Raw genomic sequence first — 12,225 nt, forward strand, 5'->3', positions numbered from 1 at the left:
GCATGGGCCGAAGTCTCGCGGCAGCGAGTATCGTGCTGCTGGGCGCTTTATTGTTCTGGCTCTCTTTGTACAGCTGGTCGCCGTTCACCCTCACGGCGGCGGATGCCTGGAATGGCTTGGTTCACCAGGGCAGCGTGGGCGGCAATATGGCCTATATCGTCGCCCAGTTGCGGGTGCCGCGAGCGGTATGCGCGGCCTTGGTCGGTGCCTGCCTGGGCCTGGCCGGTGCGCTGATGCAGGGCATTACCCGCAACCGGTTGGCATCGCCGTCGCTGTTTGGTGTAACGGCGGGTGCGGCGCTGGGGTTGGCATTGTTCTCGACCGGCTTGGTCGCGCCACCCTTTGCCGGCGGCGCATTGTTGATGACCTGCGTGGGCGGCGCATTGGCCTGGATTACCGTGTTCAGTCTGGGCGGTGCGTGGTCGCCCGCCACCGCCCAAGGCCGGCTGGTATTGGCCGGTGTGGCCGTGGCGGCGCTGTGCGCAGCATTGACGCGGCTCACGGTGATTCTGGTCGAGGCTCAGGCACAAAGCGTGCTGAACTGGCTGGCCGGCTCCCTGGCGAACGTCGGCGCGGCCCAGGTGCAATTACTCTGGCCTTGCACCTTGATCGGCGGCCTGTGGGCGCTGTGGTGCGCGCCGCGCCTGAACCTGATCAACCTGGGCGAAGACGCTGCACGCTCGCTGGGCGTGGGCATCGCCAGCCTGCGTCTGCAGGTATTTTTCGCCAGCCTGTTGCTGGTGGGGGCCAGCGTCTGCGCCGTCGGCCCCATCGGTTTTGTCGGGCTGATCGCGCCGAATATCATTCGGCAATTTCTCGGCAATGACTACCGCTGGCTGATCCCGCTGAGTGCAGCCCTGGGCGCGGCGATCGTGCTCGGCGCCGACTTGCTCAGCCGCGCTGTGGCCTTTCCGGTGGAAACCCCGGCGGGTGTGGTGACCGCGCTGATCGGTGCGCCGTTCTTCCTCTTTCTTGCCAGGCGCGCGCTATGACCCAACCCCGATTGCGCCTATGGCTGCTGCTCGGCATGTTGCTGGTGGCGACCGGTGTCAGCCTCAGTGCCGGCACGGTGTGGCTCACCCCGGAAACGGTGCTGGACCGTCTGCTGGCCCACAACGCCCTCGACTTCGAAGTGTGGAACCATCGCCTGCCACGCAGCCTGATCGCCATCCTCGCCGGCTGCGCGTTCGGCCTGGCCGGGGCGATTGTCCAGGGTGTGATTCGCAACCCGCTGGCCTCGCCGGAAATCCTCGGCGTCACTCAGGGCGCCGGGTTGGCACTGACAGTGGCGATCATCGGCTGGCCGCATATGCCGATTGCCTGGCTGCCCCTGGTGGCCTGCCTCGGCGGTGCGGGTGGCGCCTTGCTGCTCGCGCTGTACAACACGGGCGTGAGTTTTTCCGGGGTGCGTTTCGCACTGTCGGGCGTGGCGATTGCGGTCACGTTGTCCAGCGTTACCGAGTTTCTGATCCTCTCCCATCCGCTGGATATCAACACCGCCTTGCTCGCATTGACCGGCAGTTTGTGGAGCCGCAACTGGCACCATGTGGCGCTGGTGTTGCCGTTTCTGCTGCTGATTCCGTTGGGCTTGTGCCTGGCCAAACCGCTGAACCTGATCGCCCTGGGTGACGAAGCCGCCCACAGCCTGGGCACCGCACTGACCCGCACGCGCTGGTTGGCGATGGCGTGCGCGGTGGTCCTGACCAGCCTCGGCGTGGGGGTGATCGGGCCGATTGGGTTTATCGGCCTGGTCGCGCCGCACATGGCGCGGCGCCTGGTGGGCGGGCATCACCTGTATCTGCTGCCGGCGGCGATGCTGATCGGCGCGCTGTTGCTGGTGCTGGCCGACACCCTCGGGCGCACGTTGATCGCGCCCAGCGAAATCCCTGCGGGGGTGCTGACGGCGGTGATTGGCGCGCCGTATTTTCTTTGGTTGCTGGCACGGTTCAAGGGCTGATGACATGAGCATTTTAAAAGCACATCAACTCGATATCGGCTACGGCGCCACGCGCATCGTGCAGGGTTTGTCGTTCGCGCCGCCACCGGGGCGTGTCACTGCGTTGATCGGGCCCAATGGCTGCGGCAAGTCCACCTTGCTCAAGGCCTTCGCGCGCATCCTCAAGCCAAGCCAGGGCGAGTTGACGTTGGGGGATCAAGCCTACGCCAGCCTGTCCGCTCGTCAGTTGGCACAACAGATCGCATTTTTGCCCCAGGTGCTGCCGGTGCCGGAAGGCGTCAGCGTGCGCCAACTCATCGCTTATGGCCGCAGCCCGCATAACTCGCTGTGGGGGCGCCTGAGCGGCAACGACCAGGCCCACGTGACCCAAGCCATGCAGCGCCTGGAACTCGACGCCCTGGCCGACCGCGCCCTGGCGGACTTGTCCGGAGGCCAGCGCCAACGCGCGTGGCTGGCGATGGTGCTGGCGCAGAACGCACCGGTAGTGCTGCTCGACGAACCCACTACCTACCTCGACATCAGTCACCAGGTCGAACTGCTCGACCTGATGGGCGAACTGGCCGCCGAAGGCAAGACCGTGATCACCGTGCTCCACGACATCAACCAGGCCTGCCGCTATGCCGACCACCTGGCGGTGATGCACGGCGGCAAACTGGTCGCGCACGGCGCGCCCGCCGAAGTGATCAGCGCCGAACTGATGCGTCAAGTATTCGATGTGCAGGTGCAGATCATGCGCGAGCCGGTGGCCGGCACACCGATGTGCCTCGTGGAAAAAAGTACCCGAAATCAAGCCTGACGCCACTCAACCTGCTACTGACCACCGTGCCCTGCGTGGCTTGATGTGAAATGCAGTTAAAACTGTGGGAGCGGGCTTGCTCGCGAATGCGGTGGGTCAGCCACCTGATGTGTTGGCTGACACGCTCTATTCGCGAGCAATCCCGCTCCCACAATGCCTGGCCTCAGTTGGCTTCAGCGCTCCACACGGCTTTCTTCACTTCAATGGCCTTGGGCAACAAACGGTTCTGATAAAACAGATCCGCCGTCGCTTGCTGCGCCTGGATGACCGTCTCGTCAATCGGCAGGATCGGCGAAGGCGGGCGGTTATCCATATAGCGGGCAATCACCTCGGCAGGCAGGCCCATAAAGGCGGTCAGCACCTTCAAGCTGTCTTCACGCTGGCTGCGGGTGAGCGCTTCGGCGGCACTGAGTTCACCCAGCAGCGCTTGGATAAACGCGCCGTTCGCCTGCGCATACTCACGCCGCGCGGTGTACATCGGCCCCGACAAACCCAGGCCCTCGCCGTTGGCCAGCACATGGCTCGGGCTCTGGCTCAAAGCCAATGACGAATAGGGTTCCCAGATCGCCCAGGCGTCGACGCTGCCTTGCTCGAACGCCGCGCGTGCGTCGGCCGGGGGCAAGTACACCGGTTGAATATCCTGATAGCGCAGGCCGGCTTTATTCAAGGCGCGCAGGATCAGGTTGTGGGAGCTGGAGCCCTTCTGGAACGCCACTTTTTTGCCCTTGAGGTCGGCAACCGAGTGCAGCGGGCTGTCGTTGCGCACCAGGAGGGTTTCGGCGGTTGGCTTGGGCGGTTCGGCGCCGATGTAGACCAGGTCGGCACCGGCCGCTTGTGCGAACAGCGGCGGGATATCGCCGGTAGAGCCTACATCCAGTGCGCCCACGTTCAGTGCCTCAAGCATCTGCGGGCCGGCGGGAAACTCGATCCATTTCACCGCGGTGTGTGCAAAGCGCTTTTCCAGCAAGCCGTGTTCCTTGGCGAGTACCAGGGCGATAGAGCCTTTCTGGTAGCCGATGCGCAGGGTGGCGGGGTCGGCCGCCAGCGCGGTGTCGGTGACGGCCAGCAGGGCCAGCAACAGCAAAGGGATTTTCATGCCTGAGCCGCCTTGAAACGATTCGCCGGGCGCACTAAACCGAGGTGTTCTCTGAGTGTGCTGCCGGTGTATTCGGTCCGGAACAGGCCGCGCCGCTGCAGTTCGGGCACCACCCACTGGGCAAAATCCTCAAGCCCTCCCGGCAAATGCGGCACCAGGATATTGAAACCATCGGCCGCAGCGTTTTCGAACCAGCGTTGCAGCTCATCGGCAATCTGCAGCGGCGTGCCGATCAGGCTGTAATGCCCGCGACCACCGGCAATCCGCCGGCCCAGTTGCGCCAGCGTCAGTTGCTCCTGATTCGCCAGGTCACTGAGCAATTGCTGGCGGCTGCGTTGCCCACTGTCGGTCAATGGCAGCGACGGCAACGGCCCGTCCAACGGGTACTTGGACAGGTCGAAATTACCCAGCATCCGCCCCAGCAAGGTCACGCCCACCTCGGGCTCGACCAACGCCTGGAACGCCTCGAATTTCGCCTGTGCCTCAGCCTCGGTTGGCCCCACTACCACAAACACGCCGGGCATGATTTTCAGCGCGTCCGCCTCACGCCCATAGCCGCCCAGGCGCCCTTTGAGGTCGGCATAAAACGCCTGCGCATTGGCCAGCGACGTTTGCGCGGTGAACACCACGTCGGCGGTCTGCGCAGCCAGCTCCCGGCCGGCTTCGGAAGAACCCGCCTGCACGACCACCGGCTGGCCCTGTGGCGAGCGGGCCACGTTCAACGGGCCCTTGACCCGGAAATGCTCGCCGACGTGGTCCAGCACGTGCCGTTTCGTCGGGTCATAGTAGTGGCCGCTGGCTTTGTCGCGCACAAAAGCGTCGTCTTCCCAACTGTCCCATAAGCCAGTCACCACCTCATGAAATTCCCGCGCCCGGCTGTAACGCTCGCGATGGCCCAGGTGCTCATCCCGGCCAAAGTTCTGCGCCTCGGCGGCATTGTCCGAGGTCACCAGGTTCCAGCCGGCGCGCCCGCCGGAGAGGTGGTCCAGCGAGGCGAATTTGCGGGCCACGTGGTAGGGCTCGTTGTAGCTGGTGGTCGCCGTGGCGATCAGGCCGATATGCGCCGTTACCGCACTCAACGCCGAGAGCAACGTCAGCGGCTCGAAGTGATCCGAACGCGCCATCTGGCTGGCGATCTCACCCGTGGCGGCGGCAATGCTGTCGGCCACAAACAGCGCGTCGAACTTGGCCGCTTCGGCGATCTGCGCCAGGCGTTTGTACTGGGCGAAATCCAGCCCGGCGTTGGCCGGCACGTCCGGGTGGCGCCAGGCGGCGACGTGGTGCCCGGTGGCCATGAGAAAGGCGCCGAGTTTCAATTGACGGCTCATGCTTAAAAATCCTTGCGCAGTTGCACGCCGAAGTAACGTTCATCGTCACGGGGCACGGCGCGGTAGATGTAGTTGCCGCCGCTGGCCAGCAGCGGTGAATAAGACTTGTCGGCGAGGTTCTTGGCCAACAGCGCCACGCGCCAGCCATTGCTGTAATCGGCCAGGGCCACGCTGGCGTTCCAGATGCCGTAGGCGCCTTGTTTGGTGTCGAGGTTCTGGCTGATGTCGTACTGCACTTCGCTCTGCCAGCTGTAGTCGGTGCCCAGCTCAACGTCCAGGCCGTTATCCAGCGGGATGCTGTAGTCGGCGCGCACGTAGCTTTTCCAGTCCGGGCTGAACGGCAGTGGTTTGCCATTCACGTTGCACGTTGCCGCCGCACCGGCGGGGCAGGCGAATTCGTCAATACGCGCACGGGTGTAAGCCAGGGCCCCGGACAGCTTGAGTTGCTGGGTGGCCTGCAAGGCGTAATCGAGTTCGACACCTTCAGTGCTGACGCTGCCGGCGTTGATCAGGCGCGTCACGACTTGGCCTGCGACCGTGTCGAAAAAGTTGGCCTGGTAGTTGTCGTAGTCGCTGTGGAAGACCGCAAGGTTGGTGGTCAGGCGATTGTTCCAGCTGGTGGCCTTGATCCCGGCTTCCCAGGTGTTGGAGGTTTCTGGCTTGAGGGCGTTGGTGTCGCGCGGCTGCATGTTGAAAAACACGTTGTACGCCGGGCCTTTGTAGCCACGTGAGTAGGTCAGGTAGCTGGTGATGCTGTCGCTGATGTCGAATTGCACGCCCAGTCGCCCGGACCAGCCGTCCTCGTCTACCGAACCGGCACTGCGGGTGGCCGGTTGAATGCCACTTACCGTGGTGGCAGAGGTCGACACGCGGCGGTGATCGTATTTCAGCTCGTCGTGGGTGTAGCGCAGGCCGGCGATGCCGCGAAAGCGTGAAGTGAAATTCAGCGTGGTTTCACCGAATGCCGCGTAGCTGTCGCTGGTGGTGCTGTAATCGGCAATGCCGCGGTCGGTGCGCGCCGGGGTGGTCAGCGTGCGCTGGTAGGTCTCTTCGTCCTTGCCATGCAGGTAGAACAGGCCACCGACGTACTCCAGGAACTCACCCTTGGGCGAGGCCAGGCGCAGTTCCTGGGAGTACTGGTCGAAGGCCAGCTCGCCCTTGTCGGCGGTGCCGGGGAAGGCGGCGGTTACGGTGCCGAGGCGGTCGCCATCCTGGTATTGGGTGTTGTCCCAGCCGCGCCAGGCGGTGATCGAAGTCAGGGTGTAGTCGCCCAGGTTCCAGTCCAGCTGCGCCGACAACCCTTTGTTGGTGTCTTCGACATGGCTGCGCGTGTCGGTGTTGATATCGCGGTTGTCGCTGGACGCGCGCACCGGGCTCAACGCATTGGCAAACGCGGGTGTCAGCGACTTGCTCACCACGCCATTCGGGCCGTCGTCATGGGCCTGCATGTAGTCGGCGATCAAGGTCAGTTTCACTTCATCACTGGGGGTGAATTCCAGCTTGCCGCGAATACCTTTGTGGTTGTAACCGTTGACCTCCTGGCCGTTGTGTTTGTTATCCACATTACCGTCGTAACTGCCGAACAGCGTGCTGATCGAGCCCTTGAGCACCCCCGGCACCAGGCTGCCGCCAATGCCGAAACGCGTGCGGCTTTCATTGCCGCTGTAATACGACTGGTCAATATAGCCGTGGGTCTCGGCGGTGGGTGCCTTGCTGGTGATGTTCAGTACGCCGGCCGAGGCGTTCTTGCCGAACAAGGTGCCTTGCGAGCCGCGCAGCACTTCGATGCGCTCAAGGTCCAGCAGGTCGAGGGTGGCCTGGCCTGGGCGCGCATACACCACGCCGTCGATCACTGTGGCCACGGTCGGTTCAACGCCTGGGGAGGTGGAAATGGTGCCCACGCCGCGCACGAACAACGAGGTGTCCTTGTTCGACGCGCCGGTGCGAAAGTTCAGCGACGGCACTTGCTGCACGATGCTCGCCACGCCGTTGCGGTTATCGCGCTCCAGTTGTTCGCCATCGAGTACCGAGACCGCCACCGGGACTTTTTGCAGCGACTCTTCACGCCGCGTCGCGGTAACCGTGACGGATTTGAGCGTGGGTTCTTGCTCATCGGCGGCAAATACGCCCGGCGCGGGGAGGGCGCTCAGCCCGGCGAGAAACAATAAATGAGTGTGACGTGGAAAGTTGTGCATGCTGTGCCCGCTCCAAAAATGCCCTGAACCGCTGCGGTTCTGCGACCGTCAGCGCCTGTGTCGTGTCTTGGGCATTCGCTCGAGCGAGTAGCAGACAAAGCGCTTTGGTAGCGCTAACATCGGCATTATTGTTGGGGCTGGTTTAGAGCGTCAAATACTAAAAAATTAGTCCTATATGCTTTTTCGTTTCTAACAGGATTGCCTCTTGAGCGAAGAAAAACCGCGCAAACGCCGTGGCGCCGGGCGCGTCACTCTTAATACCGTGGCGCGCCAGGCCGGGGTGTCGGCGATCACCGTGTCGCGCTATTTCAATCAGCCAGAGCAGGTCTCGCCAGAGCGCCGGGAGCGTATCGCAGCGGTGGTGGCCGAGTTGGGTTATGTGCCGAATCTGGTGGCCGGTGGGTTGGCCTCGGCGCGCGGGCGGATCGTGGCCATGGTGATTCCCAACATCTCCGGGCCGATCTTTGCCAACACCATCCAGGGCTTCAGTGACATGCTCAGCCGCCATGGTTATCAGCTGCTATTGGCGTCCAGCTACTTCAGCGCCGACCAGGAAGAAAGCGCGGTGCGCGCGTTTCTCGGGTGGTCGCCGGCGGCGTTGGTACTGACCAGTCGTTTCCACAGCGCGGGCACTGAAAAAATGATCGCCGAGGCAGACATTCCGGTGGTGGAAACCTGGGATTACGTGCCCACGCGCGAACCCTTGCAGATTGGCTTCTCCCATTACGAGGTGGGCGTCAGTGCTGCGCGCTACCTGCATGCCAAAGGGTATCGGCGCATCGCCTTCGTGCAGAACAGTGCGCCCGGCGACTTCAGTGCGCTGGAGCGGCGCGACGGTTATGCCGCCACCGCCGCCCAACTGGGTGTGCAGCCTTGGGTGTATGCCCCGGATGCGGACCTGGCGCCTTTCGAAGCCGGCAAGCAGGCAATGCAGGTGCTGATGAGCCATGCCACGCCGCCGGATGCGATTTTCTTCGCCAACGACAACCTGGCCGCCGGTGGTTTGCTGGCAGGCCAGCGGGCCGGATTGAACATCCCGCAAGACTGCGCCGTGCTCGGTTTTGGTGATTACCCCTTTGCCGAAATGCTTTTGCCAAGTCTGAGCACGATAAAACCGCCAGCCCTGGACATCGGAATATTAGCCGCCACGCGGGTACTTGAAAGTTTGGGTGTTCTGCCAGTGGAGGATGAAGTTGTGCGATTAAATCTTCTGGAGTGTCGCTTGATTGAGCGTGAGAGCACTTGAATAACTAGTGAAGTGGCTAATTGCAACTAGCTCACTTCTGGTGATTCACTCAAAAGGCCCTAAATCAATGGCTGTACCGGAAATCCGGGACAGCCAATGCGTATTCTTTTCAGTTTGTTTCCAGCCATCAGGAACTAGATTTACAACTTTCAGTCGATTAACCCGGTTAACCCCGACTGCGGCGTGGCGAACTAATGGCATTTCTCCGGTATTGGCCAGTAGTTCCAAATAGCCATACTTTCTCGCAACTAGACACCCCACACTATGTCGTCAATGCCCACCGATGCCTGCACTCTGCAGATCCCGCACACCGACCACGTGTGCGCGTGGCTGATGCGGCACGCCGGGCTGAAAACGGTCGACCTGGAGCGCGCCCGGCGCCTGTCTACGGACGCCGGCGACCTGCTCGGCCTGCTCGCGCGTCTGGGGCTGGTCTCCGAAATCGAACTGGCCCGCGCCTGGGCGGACCTGCTTGGCGCGCCGCTGTTGCTGGCCGATGCCGCGCCGCCGCTGCTCGACCCGTTGCCCGCCCTCACTGAGCGCTTTATGCGCCACTACCAGGTTGTGCCCATGGGCTGGGCCCAAGGTGGCCTGCGCGTATTGGCGGCCAACCCGGCGCACCTCTATCCCTTTCAAGCCCTGGCCTACGCCTGCCAGGTGCCGGTGTGGCTGGCCATCGGCCCGCGTACTGAAGTCGACACGCTGATCGAGCGTTACTACGGCCAGGGCCGCTCCGCCATGGGCACCCTGATCGAAAACCTCGATGAGCAGGGCGGGGCGCTGGAAGATATCGAACACCTCAAGGACATGGCCTCCGAAGCGCCGGTGATTCGCCTGGTCAACCTGATCCTGCAGCGTGCGGTGGAACAGCGCGCGTCGGATATCCACATCGAACCCTTCGAAAACCAGCTCAAGGTGCGTTACCGCATCGACGGTGTGCTGCACGACGCCGAAGCGCCGCCGGCCAGTTCGTCGGCGGCGGTGATCTCGCGGGTCAAGATCATGGCGCGCCTGGACATCGCCGAACGGCGGCTGCCTCAGGACGGGCGGATCATGCTGCGCGTCCAGGGCAAGGCGCTGGACCTGCGCGTGTCCACGGTGCCCACCAGCTTCGGTGAATCGGTAGTGATGCGCCTGCTCGACCGGCAAACCGTGCAGTTCGACTTCCAGAGCCTGGGCTTTGACGGCCAACGCCTGGCGGCATTTCTCGACCTGCTCGAACGCCCGCACGGCATCCTGCTGGTCACCGGGCCCACCGGCTCGGGCAAAACCACCACCCTCTACACCGCGTTGTCGCGGCTCAACACCGCTGAACGCAAGATCATCACCGTTGAAGACCCGGTGGAATACCAGCTCGAAGGCATCAATCAGATCCAGGTCAAGCCCGCCATTGGCCTGGACTTCGCCGGCGCGCTGCGCTCCATCGTGCGCCAGGACCCGGACGTGATCATGGTCGGCGAAATCCGCGACCTGGAGACCTGCCGCATCGCCATCCAGTCCTCGCTCACCGGCCACCTTGTGCTCTCCACCCTGCACACCAACAGCGCCGCCGCGAGCATCACGCGCTTGCTGGACATGGGCGTGGAAAGCTACCTGATCGCCTCGACGGTCAGCGGCATTCTCGCCCAGCGCCTGGTACGGCGCCTGGACCCGGCGACCCGCGTGGCATTCGAAGCCGCGCCGGAACTGATCGAAGAACATGGCCTGGATCGCTTGACCGACCAGCGCCCGATCCTGCTCTACAAGGGCAGTTATCGCGGTCGCAGTGCGATCACCGAGTTGCTGGTGATGAACGACGAACTGCGCAGCCTGTTGATGCGCCACGCCGACGCCACCACGCTGGAGCAGGCCGCGCGCCGCGCCGGTCTGCGCACCTTGCATGAAGAAGGCCTGCGCCAGGCGCTGGCGGGCGTCACCTCGCTGGAAGAAGTGCTGCGCGTCACCCGTGGAGAGGGCGCGTGAGCCTGTTCAAGTTTCGCGCGCTGGACAGCCAGGGCGTGGCCCACAACGGTACGCTGCAAGCCCAGGACCAGGCGGCTGCCATCGCCGTCCTGCACAAACGCGGTTTACTGCTGTTGCACATCGAAGTGGCCGGCAGCCCGCTGCTGCGCACTGTGCGCGGGCCGTTGAAGGGCGCAGCCCTGGTGAGCTTTACCCAGCAACTGGCCACGTTGCTCGGCGCCGGTCAGCCGCTTGAGCGCGCGTTGGGCCTGCTGCTCAAACCACCCGGCCAACCCCAGGTGCGCGCGCTGATCGAGCGTATCCGCGACCACGTCAAGGCGGGCAAGCCGTTATCCGCCGCGCTGGAGGAGGAGGGCGACACGTTCTCGGCGCTGTATTTGAGCATGGTGCGTGCCGGTGAGGCCGGTGGCGCGCTGGAAAGCACCTTGCATCAGTTGGGCGACTACCTGGAACGCAGCCAATTGCTGCGCGGCGACGTCATCAATGCGCTGATCTACCCGGCGTTCCTGGTGGTCGGTGTAGTGGGTTCGCTGGCGCTGTTGCTGGCGTACGTGGTGCCGCAATTCGTGCCGATTTTCCAGGACCTGGGCGTGCCGATTCCGCTGATCACCGAGGTCATTCTCGCGCTTGGCCAGTTCCTCGGCGCCTATGGCGTGTGGGTCCTGGGCGCACTGGTGGCGGCCATCTGGATCGTGGCGGCACGCCTGCGTGATCCGCTGCGCAGGCAGCGCTACGACCGCCGCCTGCTCGGCGTTCGCGTGATCGGCCCGCTGCTGCAACGCGTCGAAGCCGCCCGACTGACGCGCACCCTCGGCACCCTGCTCAGCAACGGCGTGGCCTTGCTGCAGGCACTCGTGATTGCCCGCCAAGTCTGCACCAACCGGGCGCTGCAGGCCCAAGTGGCGGATGCGGCGGAATCGGTAAAAGGCGGCGGCACCCTCGCCAGCGCGTTCGGCGCGCAACCGCTGCTGCCAGACCTGGCCCTGCAAATGATTGAAGTCGGCGAACAGGCCGGTGAACTGGACAGCATGCTGCTCAAGGTCGCCGAGGTGTTCGACGTCGAAGCCAAACGCGGCATCGACCGCCTGCTCGCCGCGCTGGTGCCGTCGCTGACCGTGGTCATGGCCGTGCTGGTGGCGGTAATCATGCTGGCGATCATGCTGCCGCTGATGAGCCTGACCAGCAATATATGAACCTTCAAGGAGCCACTCCCATGCGACACCTTCAACTCGGATCGACACGCCGCCAAAGCGGTTTCACCCTGCTCGAAATGCTCGCGGTGATCGTGTTGCTGGGCATTGTCGCGACCATTGTGGTGCGCCAGGTCGGCGGCAACGTGGACAAGGGCAAATACGGCGCAGGCAAGGCGCAACTGGCCGGCCTGAGCATGAAGATCGACAGCTATGCCCTTGACGTCGGCGCGCCGCCCAACAGCCTGCGACAGCTGGTGGACAAGCCCGCCAACGCATCCAGCTGGGCCGGCCCCTACGCCAAGCCATCCGACCTCAAGGACCCGTTCGGCCATGCCTTCGGCTATCGCTACCCCGGCGAGCACGGCGCCTTCGACCTGATTTTCTACGGTCAGGACGGCCAGCCGGGCGGCGATGGCTACAGCGCCGACCTGGGCAACTGGGAATAACCTCGC

The 12,225-nt window shown here is 63.7% G+C and carries 10 protein-coding genes; 7 read left to right on the forward strand and 3 right to left on the reverse strand.

Annotated features, from left to right (window positions below; genetic code table 11):
* Positions 1 to 2: 2 nt before the first annotated feature.
* The 3 genes from fecC to fecE are packed head-to-tail and all read left to right on the forward strand — an operon-like array spanning position 3 to position 2,753.
* Positions 3 to 992 carry an iron-dicitrate ABC transporter permease FecC gene (gene fecC / locus ACM530_RS20845; RefSeq protein ID WP_416363028.1) on the forward strand — a complete coding sequence of 330 codons (990 nt, stop codon included), beginning with the start codon at positions 3 to 5 and terminating at the stop codon, positions 990 to 992.
* The gene (locus ACM530_RS20850; protein WP_145165875.1) at positions 989 to 1,957 is read left to right on the forward strand and encodes a FecCD family ABC transporter permease; all 969 of its coding nucleotides are present in this window, start codon (positions 989 to 991) and stop codon (positions 1,955 to 1,957) included. The genes fecC and ACM530_RS20850 overlap by 4 nt, the downstream gene beginning before the upstream one ends.
* A gap of 4 nt (positions 1,958 to 1,961) precedes the next feature.
* Positions 1,962 to 2,753: a Fe(3+) dicitrate ABC transporter ATP-binding protein FecE gene (gene fecE, locus ACM530_RS20855; protein ID WP_416363029.1), complete on the forward strand. Its 792-nt coding sequence runs from the start codon at positions 1,962 to 1,964 to the stop codon at positions 2,751 to 2,753.
* 163 nt (positions 2,754 to 2,916) lie between these two features.
* On the opposite strand, the gene ACM530_RS20860 is transcribed toward fecE, so the two are convergent.
* From ACM530_RS20860 to ACM530_RS20870, 3 genes are read right to left on the reverse strand one after another with little or no spacing between them, the layout of a single operon-like run.
* Entirely contained in the window at positions 2,917 to 3,849 is a 933-nt protein-coding gene (locus ACM530_RS20860; RefSeq protein ID WP_416363030.1) for a sulfonate ABC transporter substrate-binding protein, read from the reverse strand.
* Complete coding sequence (locus tag ACM530_RS20865) at positions 3,846 to 5,177, reverse strand: LLM class flavin-dependent oxidoreductase (protein WP_416363031.1); 1,332 nt, start codon at positions 5,175 to 5,177, stop codon at positions 3,846 to 3,848. Before ACM530_RS20865 ends, ACM530_RS20860 begins: the two co-directional genes overlap by 4 nt.
* 2 nt (positions 5,178 to 5,179) lie before the next feature.
* Positions 5,180 to 7,372, reverse strand: a complete 2,193-nt coding sequence (locus tag ACM530_RS20870) for a TonB-dependent receptor (RefSeq protein WP_416363032.1) — start codon at positions 7,370 to 7,372, stop codon at positions 5,180 to 5,182.
* Between the two features lie 205 nt (positions 7,373 to 7,577).
* Here ACM530_RS20870 and ACM530_RS20875 point away from each other — a divergent pair, with 205 nt between their 5' ends.
* From ACM530_RS20875 to gspG, 4 genes are all read left to right on the forward strand, one after another.
* A complete protein-coding gene (locus ACM530_RS20875; RefSeq protein WP_416363033.1) occupies positions 7,578 to 8,618 on the forward strand; it encodes a LacI family DNA-binding transcriptional regulator in 1,041 nt (346 codons plus the stop codon).
* 264 nt (positions 8,619 to 8,882) lie between these two features.
* Positions 8,883 to 10,580, forward strand: a complete 1,698-nt coding sequence (gene gspE / locus ACM530_RS20880; RefSeq protein WP_416363034.1) for a type II secretion system ATPase GspE — start codon at positions 8,883 to 8,885, stop codon at positions 10,578 to 10,580.
* On the forward strand, positions 10,577 to 11,773 hold the full coding sequence (gene gspF / locus ACM530_RS20885; protein ID WP_416363035.1) for a type II secretion system inner membrane protein GspF: 1,197 nt from the start codon (positions 10,577 to 10,579) through the stop codon (positions 11,771 to 11,773). The genes gspE and gspF overlap by 4 nt, the downstream gene beginning before the upstream one ends.
* Positions 11,770 to 12,219, forward strand: a complete 450-nt coding sequence (gspG, locus tag ACM530_RS20890) for a type II secretion system major pseudopilin GspG (protein WP_145165883.1) — start codon at positions 11,770 to 11,772, stop codon at positions 12,217 to 12,219. The genes gspF and gspG overlap by 4 nt, the downstream gene beginning before the upstream one ends.
* The last annotated feature ends 6 nt before the right edge of the window (positions 12,220 to 12,225 follow it).

Origin of the sequence: Pseudomonas sp. NFX183 (genome assembly GCF_047943075.1) — a bacterium.
Taxonomy (GTDB): Bacteria; Pseudomonadota; Gammaproteobacteria; order Pseudomonadales; family Pseudomonadaceae; genus Aquipseudomonas.